This is a genomic window from Thioclava sp. PTB-PU3-1 (assembly GCF_055666785.1).
On record NZ_JBVNVL010000001.1, the window covers coordinates 656146 to 670254 of the forward strand.

The 14109-nt window shown below is 65.1% G+C and carries 12 protein-coding genes; 9 read left to right on the top strand and 3 right to left on the bottom strand.

Annotated features, from left to right (window positions below; translation table 11 throughout):
• Window positions 1-4: 4 nt before the first annotated feature.
• Window positions 5-955, bottom strand: coding sequence for a LysR family transcriptional regulator (locus tag ACZ7GB_RS02930; RefSeq protein WP_078599441.1), 951 nt, complete (start codon window positions 953-955; stop codon window positions 5-7).
• Window positions 956-1121: 166 nt separating this feature from the next.
• Here ACZ7GB_RS02930 and ACZ7GB_RS02935 point away from each other — a divergent pair, with 166 nt between their 5' ends.
• Complete coding sequence (locus ACZ7GB_RS02935) at window positions 1122-2480, top strand: aminotransferase (RefSeq protein WP_472157601.1); 1359 nt, start codon at window positions 1122-1124, stop codon at window positions 2478-2480.
• Between the two features lie 135 nt (window positions 2481-2615).
• A complete protein-coding gene (locus tag ACZ7GB_RS02940; protein ID WP_472157602.1) occupies window positions 2616-3113 on the top strand; it encodes a hypothetical protein in 498 nt (165 codons plus the stop codon).
• Window positions 3114-3216: 103 nt separating this feature from the next.
• Here ACZ7GB_RS02940 and ACZ7GB_RS02945 read toward each other — a convergent pair whose 3' ends face one another.
• Complete coding sequence (locus ACZ7GB_RS02945) at window positions 3217-4596, bottom strand: DEAD/DEAH box helicase (protein ID WP_078539702.1); 1380 nt, start codon at window positions 4594-4596, stop codon at window positions 3217-3219.
• Window positions 4597-5060: 464 nt separating this feature from the next.
• On the bottom strand, window positions 5061-6440 hold the full coding sequence (locus ACZ7GB_RS02950) for an L-serine ammonia-lyase (RefSeq protein ID WP_472157603.1): 1380 nt from the start codon (window positions 6438-6440) through the stop codon (window positions 5061-5063).
• Between the two features lie 153 nt (window positions 6441-6593).
• On the opposite strand from ACZ7GB_RS02950, the gene ACZ7GB_RS02955 reads away from it, so the two are divergent.
• The 7 genes from ACZ7GB_RS02955 to ACZ7GB_RS02985 all read left to right on the top strand — a co-directional run bounded on the left by ACZ7GB_RS02955 (window position 6594) and on the right by ACZ7GB_RS02985 (window position 13984).
• Entirely contained in the window at window positions 6594-7610 is a 1017-nt protein-coding gene (locus tag ACZ7GB_RS02955) for a Hint domain-containing protein (protein ID WP_472157604.1), read from the top strand.
• 85 nt (window positions 7611-7695) lie between these two features.
• Window positions 7696-8481 carry a ribose-5-phosphate isomerase RpiA gene (gene rpiA / locus ACZ7GB_RS02960; RefSeq protein ID WP_078519635.1) on the top strand — a complete coding sequence of 262 codons (786 nt, stop codon included), beginning with the start codon at window positions 7696-7698 and terminating at the stop codon, window positions 8479-8481.
• A 142-nt stretch (window positions 8482-8623) separates the two neighbouring features.
• Window positions 8624-9976, top strand: coding sequence for a glutathione-disulfide reductase (gene gor / locus ACZ7GB_RS02965; RefSeq protein ID WP_472157605.1), 1353 nt, complete (start codon window positions 8624-8626; stop codon window positions 9974-9976).
• Between the two features lie 55 nt (window positions 9977-10031).
• Window positions 10032-11213 carry an FtsH protease activity modulator HflK gene (hflK, locus tag ACZ7GB_RS02970; RefSeq protein ID WP_472157606.1) on the top strand — a complete coding sequence of 394 codons (1182 nt, stop codon included), beginning with the start codon at window positions 10032-10034 and terminating at the stop codon, window positions 11211-11213.
• Complete coding sequence (gene hflC, locus ACZ7GB_RS02975) at window positions 11210-12145, top strand: protease modulator HflC (RefSeq protein ID WP_472157903.1); 936 nt, start codon at window positions 11210-11212, stop codon at window positions 12143-12145. The genes hflK and hflC overlap by 4 nt, the downstream gene beginning before the upstream one ends.
• A complete protein-coding gene (locus ACZ7GB_RS02980; RefSeq protein ID WP_472157607.1) occupies window positions 12145-12336 on the top strand; it encodes a DUF2065 family protein in 192 nt (63 codons plus the stop codon). Before hflC ends, ACZ7GB_RS02980 begins: the two co-directional genes overlap by 1 nt.
• Window positions 12337-12511: 175 nt before the next feature.
• A complete protein-coding gene (locus ACZ7GB_RS02985) occupies window positions 12512-13984 on the top strand; it encodes a DegQ family serine endoprotease (RefSeq protein ID WP_078519638.1) in 1473 nt (490 codons plus the stop codon).
• The last annotated feature ends 125 nt before the right edge of the window (window positions 13985-14109 follow it).

The window sequence follows — 14109 nt, forward strand, 5'->3', positions numbered from 1 at the left end:
GGCGCTAGCCCGCCTCGACCCGCAATGTCCCGTCCAGCCACGGCGCTTCTTCCAGCGCCGGCTCGACCACGCGTTCTTGCAGCAGCGCCCGCAGGCGGGCGGCCACTTTCGCGGGCCAATCCGCCATCATCCCGTCGCGCGCGGCCAGCACGATGCGCCGGGTCAGCGGCGGCCCGTCGAGCGGCGACAGCGCCAGCCCCGCGCGCGGCGCATGACGCACCGCCGAGGGCGTCAGGATCGTCCAGCCCCGCCCCGCCGCGACCAGCGCGAGGATCGCGGGATAGCTGTCGAGTTCCAGTTGATGCGGCGGCGCCTTGCCCGTTTGCGCGAGATGCGCGGCGATCTGGCGCCCCATCAACGTGCGCTGGGAATAGTGGATCAGCGGCAGCGACGGATCTCTTTTCGCAGGTGCATCGGCGGGATGAATGGCGAGGAACGGTTCGGTCAGAAGCGGGTGCAGCTCGATCCCGTCGAGCGCCGCGCCCTGCGGCTCGGCCGCAACGGCGACATCCAAGCCGCGCGCTTCGAGCTTCGACAGCAGCCGGTGGCTCGGCCCGGTTTCCAGCTCGAACCGGCAGGTGCTGAGCTCGTCGGCCATGCCCGCCAGCAGAAGCGGCGTCACCTCGGCCTCGAAATCCTCGATCATGCCCAGCCGGAAACTCGTGAGCCCCGCCGGATCGGCCTGCCCCACCCCGGCACGACCGCGGGCCAATTCGTCCAGCATTGCCTCGGCATGAGGCAGGAAAGCCCGCCCCGCTGCCGTCAAAGCGAAAGGTCTGGCCGAACGGTCCACGAGCTCCGCGCCCAAGGCTCCCTCCAGACCCGCAAGCTGCTGGCTCACCGCCGAGGCCGAAACGCCCAAGCGGCGCGCGGCTGCGGTGGTCGCGCCTTCCTCCGCCGTGGCCACGAAGACCTCGACCGCCCAGAGGCTGATGCGCGGATTGGGGGCGGGCATGGGAGGCTCCGTGATCGGGGAGGCGATAAGGCTTGAGGCGCAGACTGCCCTGCCCCGCCCCGGCGCGCAAGCCATGCGGCATCCTGGCACATCGCGGACCATTGACGCCGACCGCGCCGCGGATAGCCTCGCTTTCATCCATCGCCCATCCCGGAGGAGTCGCGAGATGAAAGACCAAAGCTGGCAGGCCCGCGCCGATGCGCATAGCTTCTACGGTTTCACCGATCTGCCCACGATCCATGATCGCGGCGCGGTCGTCGTGACCCATGGCGAGGGGCCGTACATTTTCGACACCGAGGGGCGGAAATATCTCGATGCGAATTCGGGGCTCTGGAACATGGTCGCGGGGTTCGACCACTCCGGGCTGATCGAGGCGGCACAGGCGCAATATGCGCGTTTCCCCGGCTATCACGCCTTCTTCGGTCGGATGTCGGATCAGACGGTGATGCTGTCCGAGAAGCTGATCGAGGTCTCGCCTTTCGAGGACGGCAAGGTGTTCTACACCAACTCCGGCTCCGAGGCGAACGACACGATGGTCAAGATGCTCTGGTTCCTGCATGGGGCCGAGGGCAAACCGCAGAAGCGCAAGATCCTGACCCGCAAGAACGCCTATCACGGTGTCACGGCGGTCTCGGCTTCGATGACCGGCAAGCCCTACAACTCGGTCTTCGGCCTGCCGCTGCCGGGGTTCCTGCACCTCACCTGCCCGCATTACTGGCGCGAGGGCCACGACGGCGAGACGGAAGAGCAATTCACCCAGCGCCTCGCGAATGAGCTGGAAGCGACGATCATCAAGGAAGGCGCGGACACGATAGCGGGCTTCTTCGCCGAGCCGGTGATGGGTGCGGGCGGGGTGATCACGCCGCCCAAAGGCTATTTCCAAGCCGTATCGAAAATCCTGAAGAAATACGACATCCCGCTGATCTCCGACGAGGTGATTTGCGGCTTCGGGCGCACCGGAAACACCTGGGGCTGTGAGACCTATGACTTCCAGCCCGACGCGATCATCTCGTCGAAGAACCTCACCGCCGGGTTCTTCCCGATGGGCGCAGTGATCCTCGGGCCGGAATTGTCGGACCGCCTGCAGGCGGCCTCCGAGGCAATCGAAGAATTCCCCCACGGCTTCACCGCCTCGGGCCACCCGGTCGGCTGCGCGATTGCGCTGAAGGCGATCGACGTGGTGATGAACGAGGGGCTGGCCGAGAATGTCCGGCGTCTGAGCCCACGCCTCGAAGCCGGCCTCGCCCAGATCGCGCAAAACCCCAATATCGGCGAGCTGCGCGGCGTGGGCTATATGTGGGCGCTGGAGGCGGTGAAGGACCGCGAGAGCAAGACGCCGTTCGACGGGTCGCTCTCGGTCTCGGAGCGCATCGCCAATGCCTGCACCGATCAGGGACTGATCTGCCGACCGCTCGGGCAATCGGTGGTGCTGTGCCCGCCGTTCATCCTGACGGAAGCGCAGATGGACGAGATGTTGGAAAAGCTGGAGACGGCGCTGAAGAAGGTGTTCACAGAGGTGGGGTGACCCGCCAAACCGCGAGATCACCTGCGTTCTGTCTTAGGCACCCCGACGCATAATTCAGTCCAACTGACGAAAATTATGCTATTTTTACCTCGCCCCCTGTGGGCGAGGTAAATTGCGTTGGTCGGAGGAACGCGCATGAGCCGTCTTCTCAGAGTACTTATCTGCGCCGCCCTGATCGCCCTCGGTGCGCTCTCGCCAACCTATGCCGCCGATAGCATCGGCAATGTCGGGAAGTGGAGCGTCTTCGAAGAGAGAAGCGGCACCATGAAGACCTGCTGGACAGCGACCGCGAATGATCGGCGGATTTTGCTGAATGGCTCGCTTCTCTATGTCGCGGTGACGAAGCACTCGGGCAGGCAACCGGAGCTGTCCGTCTATGCCGACCGACGACTTCCGCGCTCCGGCGGACTGACCATCGCGATCGGGCAGAGCACATTCCGCCTGCGTTCGACAGGGCAATATGCCTGGCTGGATCAACGCACCGACAAGCTTGCGATCAACGCGCTAAAACAAGTTGAGGCGGCAGGCGGGAACGCAAATTTCACCGTCTCCATTCCGAACGTGGGTGTCTTCGACTTCTCCGCAAAAGGCTTCGCCGCCGCGTTGGACATGACATTGAAGCGATGCAGATGACGGCTGAGGATGCGTTTCGATTGGGTCGTTCGGACGCGTCTCACGTGGACCGGACGGAGGAACTGAAACGGGCCGCATCTTACGATGCGGCCCGCTGTCAATTTCATGCAGCGCCTGCATTGCGCCGACGCGGGCGACGCCGCTTCGGCGAGGCGTTGCCACCGGCATCGACCTTGGGCTTGGCTTCGGCGCGAGGTTTCGAGCGCGCCTGGGCCTGAGCTTGACCTTGCGGCTGCCCCTGCCCCTGCGGTTTGCCCTGAGGCTTGCCACCGCGACCCTTGTTGCCGCCAGAGCGCGGACCGCCGCGACCGCGGCCTCGAGCTGCACGCGCCGAGGGGCGCACGGCCGCAGACGGGCGTTCGCCGCTCGCGGTCGGGATCTCGATCTTCATCAGCTTTTCGATCTGCAGGAAGTTATCTGCCTCGTCCGGCGAGCAGAAAGCAATCGCCTCGCCCTCGCGCCCGGCACGCGCGGTGCGCCCGATGCGGTGGACATAAGCGTCCGGCACGTCCGGCAGGTCGAAGTTCACGACATAGGACACGCCCGGAATGTCGATCCCGCGCGCGGCCACGTCGGTCGCGACCAGCACGTTGACCTTGCCATCGCGGAAGCCCTTGATCGCGCGGTCACGCTGACCCTGCGATTTGTTGCCATGGATCGATTCCGCGTTGTAGCCATCGGCGCGCAGGCTCTTCATCAGCTTTTCCGCGCCGTGCTTGGTGCGGGCGAACACAAGCGTCAGCGCGCCCATATCGGCCGAGAGAATATCGCGCAGCTTGCGGGCCTTCTCGGCCTTGCTGTCGAGGAAGTGCACCGACTGGGTGATCTTGTCGGCGGCCTTGCCCGGGGGCGAGACCTGCACGCGCTTGGGATCGGTCAGATACGCCTGCGAGATTTCTTCCATCTGCTTCGGCATCGTGGCCGAGAACAGCAGGGTCTGGCGCGGCGTGCCAAGGCGCGACGCGATCTTGCGCAGCGCATGGATGAAGCCGAGGTCGAGCATCTGGTCGGCCTCGTCGAGCACCAGATGGCGGGTGTAGCGGAGGTCAACCGCGCCGCGATCCATCAGGTCGATCAGACGGCCCGGGGTGGCGACGAGAATGTCGTTGCCGCGATGCATCATGGTGATCTGACGGTTGATCGACTGGCCGCCGACGACGGTGGCCACGTTCATCTTGGTGCCCTGAACGAGCCCCGCGAGGTTGTCGGCGATCTGGTTCACCAGCTCGCGAGTCGGCGCGAGGATCAGCGCCTTGCAGGTCTTGGGCGAGGGTTTGCCTGGCTGCGCCATCAGCTTGTCGATGAGCGGCAGGCCGAAGGCCAGCGTCTTGCCGGTGCCGGTCTGGGCGAGGCCCAGCACGTCATGGCCCGCAAGAACCAGCGGGATCGCTTTTTCCTGAATCGGGGTCGGCTGGGTGAATTTTGCGCGTGCGAGCGACTTGAGAATGGCCGGGGAGAGCCCCAGCGAAGAGAAATCGGACAATGCCTATCCTTTATGGCCGAGGCTCCCAACGCGGGGATGCGCACGGCGATCAGCCCGGACGGGATTGTCCGGAGCGCAGGTTGACGCAGACCTCGGGACAGGCGGGCTAGTCCCGCGTGGTCCGGTCTTGCGTGTCAGAACCCTGCGTGAATGGGAACTCGGGAGGTATCGCCGATGCGCCTCTGTCGGGCGCGGCTTGCTCACGCGGCAGCGCGGCGATTGGGGGTAAATGCGCGTGATGGCGCGAAAAGTCAAGGGGGAGCGTGTTTTGAGGGCTTCCCTTGGAGTGATGCCCCGCCCGGGCGACCAGCCCGGGCCGCGCCCGACCTCCCCCCGGGAGGGCGCATCTACGCAAGCTGCGCGCGCTCGGCCTTCGAGAGAGGTGGCACGATAAAGTGCAAACCACCTAGCGAGCATGCGCCCACCCGAGGTCGGGCGCAGCCCTCAGCACGAGTGAGGCAACCTCAGCAGTTCGGCACGTTCACCGCCAGCCCGCCGAGGCTCGTCTCCTTGTAATGCTCGTGCATGTCGCGACCGGTCTGGCGCATCGTCTCGATCGCCGCGTCCAGCGGCACGAAATGCGTGCCGTCCCCGCGCAGCGCAAGCGAGGCCGCCGACACCGCCTTGATCGCACCCAGACCGTTGCGCTCGATGCAGGGCACCTGCACCAGCCCCTTCACCGGATCGCAGGTCATGCCGAGGTGATGCTCCAGCGCGATTTCGGCCGCGTTCTCGATCTGCTCAGGGCTCCCGCCCAGCACGGCAGCCAATCCCGCCGCCGCCATCGCCGCCGCCGATCCGACCTCGGCCTGACAGCCGCATTCCGCCCCCGAGATCGAAGCGTTGGTCTTGATCAGCCCGCCGACAGCCGCCGCGGTCAGCAGGAAATCGGGGATCTTCGCGGAGGACGCCGAGGGCACATGATCGAGCCAGTAACGGATCACCGAAGGCAGCACGCCCGCCGCCCCGTTCGTCGGTGCGGTGACGACTTGGCCACCGGCCGCGTTTTCCTCGTTCACCGCCATCGCATAGGCCGAGATCCAGTCATTGATCTGATGCGGCGGCGCGAGGTTCTGGCCCCAATCCGCCTTCAGGCTCTCATGGATCGCCTTGGCGCGGCGCTTCACCCGCAACCCGCCGGGCAATTCGCCCTCGCTGGTCAGCCCGCGCTCCATGCAATCGCGCATCGTGATCCAGATTTTCTCGAGACCTTCGTCGATTTCCTTCGGACCGCGGAAGCGCGCCTCGTTGCGCCGCTTCATCTGCGCGATGCTCTGCCCCGAGGCATGGGCCATCGCCAGCATTTCCTCGGCGGTCTTGAAGGGGAACGGCACCGGGCTCGGCGCGTCGCGGGCGGCGTCGTCGACGGCGGTCAGTTCCGCCTCGGTGCGCACGAAACCGCCACCGATCGAGTAATAGACCTCGTGCATCAACACGTCGCCCTGCGCGTCGCGCGCCTCGATCACCATGCCGTTCGCATGGCCGGGCAGAGACGTCTCGTAGTCGAAGATCAGATCGGCCTCGGGGTCGAAAGCCAAAGGCGGCAGGCCCTCAGGTTTCAACAGGTGGTCGCGCGCGTTGGCGGCCAGCAATTTCTCGGCCAGATCGTTATCGTAGCTCTCGGGCACCACGCCTGCGAGCCCGAGGATCGCCGCCCGATCCGTCGCATGGCCCTTGCCGGTGAAGGCGAGCGAGCCGTGCAGGCGCACCCGCACCCCATGCGCGGTGAAGGGCGAGGCCCGGAGCGCATCGAGAAACCGCGCGCCCGCGACCATCGGCCCCATCGTATGCGACGAGGACGGCCCGACGCCGATCTTGAAGATATCGAAGACGCTCAGAAACATGCGGCCTCCCTGCCCTGATTTTGGCCCAGACTGCCGTGTTCGCCCCCGGATCAACAGCCCCAAAACGACCCCGCCACGCGCAAAAGCAACATCGTTGACGCGATATTCAGGATTATCGCGCAGCCTGAGCGGCGAAAGGCTGTGGTGGGCACGATGCCGATTTTCGGTGCATGGCAATTTTCGGACCTGATCGTATCGGGCCCGGACCCGTTCGGGTCGAACGCGTTGGCGAATGCCGATGCGGTGGGTGTGACCAGCTTCACGATCGAGGCTGACGCTGCGGTGCAGATGATCGATCTGACCGATGACGACACCAATCTCGAGGATGCGGACGGCTCGCAGGAACTCACCGTCCCGATGACATTCGACGGCATCGCCTGGGGCGCAGGTGCGGCGGGCGATGTCGAAATCGAATACAGCTATGTCATCCGTCCGGCGGGCTCCTCCGATCCGGCCGACAATATCACGATCTTCGTGCTCGAATTCGAGGGCGACGTGCATGGCATCGCGTCATCTCACCGCCTTTTCGCGGGGCAAACCTATGAAATCGTCGCAATCGACAGCAACGATCCGGTCATTCCTTATAGCGATCTCGCGGTCTGTTTCGCGCGCGGCACCCGGATCGCGACGAAACTCGGCCCAGTCGCAGTTGAAGACCTGCGCCCCGGCATGAAGGTGCAGACCGCCGATAATGGCTATCGCGAATTGATCTGGACGGGACGCTGGCGGATGACGGGCCGCGACGGGAACGCGCCGATCCGCGTCGCGAAAGGCGCGCTTGGCAATGACCGCGCCTTCGAGGTTTCCGCGCAGCACCGGCTGCTGGTTCGCAGCCGCGCGGGAATCCTTGGCGGGCGGGAGCATCTGATCCCGGCCAAGGGGTTGCTCGATCTGCCGGGGATCGCCCGCGCGCCGCGTCCACGGATCGAATGGCTGCATCTGCTGTTCGAGGCGCATGAGATCGTTTTTGCGGACGGGGCGGCGGTAGAAAGCCTTCTGCCCGGCCCGATGGCGCTGCGCGGGGTCGACCCGCAAGCCGCCGCGCGGCTGCGCGGGTTGATGGCGGAGAACCCGCTCCTCACCCAGCCCGCGCGTCCAATCCTGCCCCCGGGGCAGGCGCGACGCCACGCCAAGCAGGCAGGCGGGATGCGACAATTCCTCCTGCGCTGAAGACAGGCCGACAAAGCCCTCGCCTGAGCGGTTGTGATTGCCTATAAGCGTCGGCAACTCAGACTGCCCATGAATGGAGTGCCAAATGGCTGCCGACCTCTCCCCGATCGACAAGGCGAAATTCGCCGCCGCCCGCCGTGCCGTTGACCTCGTTGAAGACGGGATGCGTGTGGGCCTCGGCACCGGCTCGACCGCCGCATGGATGGTGCGCTGCCTTGGCGAGCGTATCCGCGATGAAGGGCTGCAGCTGATCGGGGTGCCCACCTCGACACGCACCGCCGATCTCGCCCGTCAGGTCGGCATCAAGGTCGTGGCGCTCGACGAAGCGAAATGGCTCGATATCACGATCGACGGGGCAGACGAATTCGACCCCGACCTGAACTTGGTGAAGGGTGGCGGCGGCGCGCTGCTGCAGGAGAAGATCGTGGCCACCGCGTCCGATCAGATGGTCGTCATCACCGACGCCTCCAAGGAAGTGAACCATCTGGGCGCCTTCCCTCTTCCCGTCGAGGTCGTGCCCTTCGGCTGGCAGGTCACCCGCGCGCTGATCGAGGAACTGCTCGACTCGATGGATGTGATGGGTCGCCAGACCTCGCTGCGCCTGAACGGCCAGCAGCCCTTCGTGACCGATGAGGGCAATTACATCGTCGATCTGCATCTCAACCGCATCGGCAACCCGCGTCAGCTGGCACTGGTGCTGAACCAGATTCCCGGCGTGGTCGAGAATGGCCTGTTCATCGACATCTGCGACAAGGTCATCATCGGCGGGACCGACGGCAAGGTCGAAATCCGCGACATCAATGAGGGCACGGTGGCCAACGAGACCATCGAGTTCGCCGAGGACGAGAATATCTTCCGCGATATGGACTGATTTTCGCGCAGGGCGCGCGCCTCGGGGATGCAACGCTGTGACGCATCCCCGCCTTGCGCGCGTCTTTCCGTCCCCGCCTTGCTCCTGAGCGCATGGACCGCTAAGCCAAGACGCAAGGAATATCAGGAAGGAAGGCGCCCCCATGAGCTTCGACTACGACCTTTTCGTCATCGGCGGCGGTTCTGGCGGGGTGCGGGCGGCCCGGATTTCGGCCGGGCATGGCGCGCGCGTCGCACTGGCCGAGGAATACCGGATGGGCGGCACCTGCGTGATCCGCGGCTGCGTCCCGAAGAAACTGATGGTCTTCGCCTCCACCGCGCCGGCGGCCATCGAAGAGGCGCGCGCCTATGGCTGGAGCGCGGATGCAGGTCAGTTCGACTGGCCCGGCTTCCGTGGCAAGCTCGATGCTGAGCTTGACCGGCTCGAAGCGATCTATCGCAAGGGCCAGGAAAACGCGGGCGTGAAGGTCTTCGACCAGCGCGCCACCGTGTCTGGCCCGCATGAGGTCACGCTGGCCGATGGCACAAAGATCACCACCAAGCATATCCTCGTCGCGGTCGGCGGGCGGCCCTTCGTGCCCGAATTCCCGGGCTGCGAGCTGGTGATGACCTCGAACGACATCTTCAAGCTCGACACCCTGCCCAAGCGCATCCTGATCGTCGGCGGCGGCTATATCGCCTGCGAATTCGCCTGCATCCTCAACGGCTTGGGCGTGCAGGTCACGCAATACAACCGCTCGCCCCTGCTACGCGGCTTCGATGGCGAGGCGCGCGATCTGATCGTGGATCAGATGCAGGCGAGCGGCATCGACATTCACACTCATGTCGTGATCACCGAGATCGAGAAGACCGAGAACTGCCTGAAAGTCACCTGCGGCGACGGGCGCGAGGAAGAGTTCGACGCGGTGCTCTACGCGACGGGCCGCACGCCGAACACCGAAGGGCTCGGCCTCGAGACTGCGGGCGTGGAGCTGGGCGAGCGCGGCGAGGTCATGGTCGACGAATGGTCGCAGACCAACGTGCCCTCGATCTTCGCGGTGGGCGATGTCACCGACCGCATCAACCTGACCCCGGTCGCGATCCGCGAGGGCCACGCTTTCGCCGACACCGTCTTCGGCGCCAATGCCCGCGCCTCGGATCATGAGCTGGTGGCCTCGGCCGTCTTCACCCAGCCCGAATTCGGCACCGTCGGCATCACCGAGGAAGAGGCAGAGGAACGCGGCAATGCCGAGGTCTACGTCTCGAGCTTCCGGCCGATGCGTTCGAGCTTTGCGGGCTCCGACGCGCGGGTGCTGATGAAATTGATCGTTTGCCGCGAGACGCGCTGCGTGCTGGGCTGCCATATCGTGGCCCCCGAAGCAGGCGAATTGATCCAAATGGTCGGCATCGCCGTCAAAATGGGGGCAACCAAGGAACAGTTCGACGCGACTTGCGCGGTCCACCCGACCATGGGCGAAGAGCTCGTGACCATGCGGAACCCTGTAAGACATTATTGAAATCACGGAAAAGATACCCAACTGTCCGACAAGATAACGGAAAGGTGAGGAGCATATGAGCAACGGAGGCCCCTGGGGCGGCGGAGGCGGTGGCGGCGATGACCGCGACGACGACCGCGAAGACAAGCGTCCCGGTCAGCGACGTCCCGGTGAGGGCGGACAGATCCCGGAAATAGAGGAATTCATGCGCAAGGGCTCCGAGCAGCTCAAGGTGCTGATGGGCGGCAAGGGGGGCGGCAATCGTCCCAACCGTCCCAATGGCGGCGGAGGCGGCAAGAGCCCCTTCCCGGCCAAGACCGCGGTCGTCATCGGCCTCGTGGCCTTGGTTGCGATCTGGCTCGGCTCCTCGCTCTACAAGGTGAACCCGGAAGAACGCTCGGTGGAGCTGATGTTCGGGCGCTACTACGCGACCAAAGGCCCCGGCCTGAACCTCGCGCCGTGGCCCTTCATCACCTATTCCAAGGTTCCGGTGACGCGCGAACAAACCGTCGATATCGGCTCGGGCCGCGCAGGCACGAACGATACCGGCCTGATGCTGACGGGCGACCAGAATATCGTCGATCTCGAATTCCAGGTGGTCTGGAACATCAGCGATCCGGCGAAATACCTGTTCAACCTCGGCGATCCGCAGGACACGATCCGCGCGGTGTCGGAATCGGCGATGCGCGACATCATCGCACGTTCGAACCTCGCGCCGATCCTGTCGACCGCACGTGGCGAGATCGCGGGCGATCTGCGCTCGGCGGTGCAGAACACGCTCGACAGCTATGATGCAGGCATCAACATCGTTCGTGTGAACTTCAACCGCGCCGACCCGCCGCGCGAGGTGATCGACAGCTTCCGCGAAGTGCAGGCCGCCCAGCAGGAGCGGGACCGCCTCGAGAAGGAAGCCGACGCCTACGCCAACAAGGTCACTGCAGGCGCTCGCGGTGAGGCCGCTCAGGTCAAGGAAGAGGCCGAAGGCTACCGCGCGCAGATCGTGAACGCAGCCGAAGGTGACGCCGCGCGCTTCAACTCGATCCTCACGGAATACGAGAAAGCGCCCGAAGTGACCAAGCGCCGGATGTTCTACGAGACCATGGGCAAGCTGCTGCAGAACGTCGACAAGGTCGTCGTGGACACCAAGGACGGCGCTGGCGGCGTCGTGCCGTATCTGCCGCTGGATCAGCTGCGCAAGAACTCCGGCTCGGCGTCCAACACCACCAACTCGACCGCTAACACGGGAGGAAGCAACTGATGCGCGGACCTATCGCAATTGCCGTTCTCGTTGTTCTCATCTTCCTCGGGCTGAATTCGGTCTTCGTGGTGGACGAACGTGAAAAGGCCCTCGTGCTGCGCTTCGGTGAGGTGCAGCAGGTGAAGACCGAGCCCGGTCTCGGGTTCAAGATCCCGATCGTGGACACCATCGTGAAATACGATGACCGCATCCTGAGCCTGACCACGCAGCCGCTCGAAGTCACGCCCGAGGATGACCGCCGTCTCGTGGTCGACGCCTTCGCCCGCTGGCGCATCGTCGACGCGGTGAAATTCCGCGAAGCCGTTGGCGCGGGCGGTGAGACGACCGCAAAGAGCCGCATCGACGGCATCCTGAACAACGCGATCCGCGAAGTTCTGGGCTCGGTCCCCTCGACGGCTGTGCTGTCGGATGACCGGACGCCGCTGATGAACCGCATCCGCGATCTGGCACGGCGCGAGGCGCTGTCGCTGGGCGTGGACGTGATCGACGTGCGTCTGACGCGCACCGATCTGCCCGAGCAGAACCTCGCCTCGACCTATGGCCGGATGCGGGCAGAGCGTGAACGCGAGGCCGCCGACGAGCGCGCCCGCGGCGCAGAAGCTGCACAGCGCATCCGCGCAACCGCCGACCGTACCGCGGTCGAGGTCACGTCCGAGGCCAAGAAACAGGCCGAGATCGTGCGCGGTGAAGCCGATGCGCAGGCCAACAAGGTCTATGCGGATGCCTACGGCAAGGATCGCCAGTTCTTCGCCTTCGTGCGCGCGCTGCAATTCTACGCGCAATCGATGAAGACGCAGACCTCGTCGCTGGTGACGCAGCCTGACAGCCTCTACTTCGATTACGGGCGCTTCCTGCGCTCGATCGGGGAGAACCCGGGGCCCGAAACCGGTGCAGGCCGGGGCAGTGCATCGGCGAGCCAGGTCGGCCAGTGATGGCGATGCTTTTGACCGGTCTCGGACTGGTCCTTGTGATCGAGGGGCTGGCGCTTGCGCTGGCCCCTTCGCGTATCGAGGAGGCGCTGGACATGCTGCGCGCCATGTCGGCGGGCCAACGTCGCGCCCTTGGCCTTGCGGCTCTGGCGACGGGTGTGACGATCCTCTGGGCGCTGCGGCAGTTCGGATAATGGCCTTTCTCTCGTGCCTTGAGCGCAAGAGAGCGCCCTTGTCCGCCCCCTGCGACGCAATTTCCTGTCGTGAATTTTGGCGAATAACTTCCCTTCGCCCCTCCCTGCTCCTACATTTCAAATCAAAGAGAGCATCGCGCCGGTCCTCCGCACCGGCGAAGCAAGGGAGAGCCATATGACAATCCTCACCGGACCCGGATCCATGCTGCGCGCCGGATTGAGCGCCGCCACGCTTGCCGTGGCGCTCGCCTGCGCCCCTCTGGCCGGGCCCGCCTATGCCCGCGCCGCCCCGGAAAGCTTTGCCGAACTCGTCGATCAGGTGTCCAATTCGGTGGTGAACATCACCACCTCGACCACGGTGGCCGCGCCGACCGGCGACATGCCGAACTTCCCGCCCGGCTCGCCCTTCGAGGATCTGTTCCGCGATTTCGGCCTGCCGAACCCGAACGCCCCCAATGGTCCGAACGGGCGGGGTGCGCCGCGTCGCTCGAACGCGCTCGGCTCCGGCTTCGTGATCTCGGAAGACGGCTATATCGTCACCAATAACCACGTCATCGAAGATGCCGACGAGATCGAGATCGAATTCTTCTCGGGCAAGCGGCTCGACGCGAAACTGGTGGGCACCGATCCGAAAACCGATATCGCCCTTCTGAAGGTCGAGAGCGATTCCCCCCTGCCCTTCGTCGCCTTCGGCGACAGCGACGCCGTGCGCGTCGGCGACTGGGTGATGGCGATGGGCAACCCGCTGGGTCAGGGCTTCTCCGCCTCGGCCGGGATCATCTCGGCGCGCAACCGCGAGCTGTCCGGCAGCTATGACGACTACCTGCAGACCGACGCCGCGATCAACCGCGGCAACTCGGGCGGTCCGCTTTTCGACATGGAAGGCGAGGTCGTCGGCGTGAACACCGCGATCCTGTCGCCCAATGGCGGCTCGATCGGGATCGGCTTCTCGATGGCCTCGAACGTGGTCGCGAAAGTGGTCGAACAGCTCAAGGAATATGGCGAGACGCGGCGCGGCTGGCTGGGTGTAAAAATCCAGGACGTCACCGCGGACATGGCTGAAGCGATGGGGCTCGAGGCCCCCGAAGGCGCGCTTGTCTCCGAAGTGCCCGATGGCCCCGCCAAGGAAGCCGGGATCGAGGCGGGCGACGTGATCACCTCCTTCGATGGCGGCGAGGTCAAAAGCACCCGCGATCTGGTGCGTCGCGTGGCCGATGCGCCGGTGGGCGAGAAAGTCCGCGTGACCGTGATGCGCGATGGCGAGGCCAAGACGCTTCTGGTGACGCTGGGCCGCCGCGAAGCCGCTGAGGGCGAACAGCCCCCGAAAGCCGTGCAGGCCCCGCAGGAGGTCGAGAAGGACATGCTCGGCCTGACCGTGACGCCTCTGACGGATGATCTGCGCACCGAGATGGGCCTGACGAAAGAGGCCAACGGCCTCGTCATCAAGCAGATCGACGAGACGTCTTCGGCCTATGAGAAGGGTCTCCGCGTCGGCGATCTGATCACAGAGGTCGGGCAGAAGCCGGTCTCCGCGGTCGATGACTTCGAAGAGCGCGTGCAGGCGGCGAAGGATGCGGGGCGCAAGTCGATCCTGCTGTTGATCCGCCGCGCTGGCGAGCCGCGTTTCGTGGCCCTCCCCGTGGAGTGATCCGCACGTTTCAAAACGATAGAAAAGGCGCCCCGCGGGGCGCCTTTTTCAGTAAATGGTGCGCGTGAGAACGTTGAAGGCTCGAAGCGCAATGGCCGCTTCCAGCCTACTGCGGACATTGCTTC

Excerpts from the sequence above, each read along its gene's own strand:
- ACZ7GB_RS02930 (WP_078599441.1), bottom strand. The coding sequence starts at position 955 with ATGCCCGCCCCCAATCCGCGCATCAGCCTCTGGGCGGTCGAGGTCTTC.
- ACZ7GB_RS02935 (WP_472157601.1), top strand. The coding sequence starts at position 1,122 with ATGAAAGACCAAAGCTGGCAGGCCCGCGCCGATGCGCATAGCTTCTAC.
- ACZ7GB_RS02940 (WP_472157602.1), top strand. The coding sequence starts at position 2,616 with ATGAGCCGTCTTCTCAGAGTACTTATCTGCGCCGCCCTGATCGCCCTC.
- ACZ7GB_RS02950 (WP_472157603.1), bottom strand. The coding sequence starts at position 6,440 with ATGTTTCTGAGCGTCTTCGATATCTTCAAGATCGGCGTCGGGCCGTCC.
- ACZ7GB_RS02955 (WP_472157604.1), top strand. The coding sequence starts at position 6,594 with ATGCCGATTTTCGGTGCATGGCAATTTTCGGACCTGATCGTATCGGGC.
- rpiA (WP_078519635.1), top strand. The coding sequence starts at position 7,696 with ATGGCTGCCGACCTCTCCCCGATCGACAAGGCGAAATTCGCCGCCGCC.
- gor (WP_472157605.1), top strand. The coding sequence starts at position 8,624 with ATGAGCTTCGACTACGACCTTTTCGTCATCGGCGGCGGTTCTGGCGGG.
- hflK (WP_472157606.1), top strand. The coding sequence starts at position 10,032 with ATGAGCAACGGAGGCCCCTGGGGCGGCGGAGGCGGTGGCGGCGATGAC.
- ACZ7GB_RS02980 (WP_472157607.1), top strand. The coding sequence starts at position 12,145 with ATGGCGATGCTTTTGACCGGTCTCGGACTGGTCCTTGTGATCGAGGGG.
- ACZ7GB_RS02985 (WP_078519638.1), top strand. The coding sequence starts at position 12,512 with ATGACAATCCTCACCGGACCCGGATCCATGCTGCGCGCCGGATTGAGC.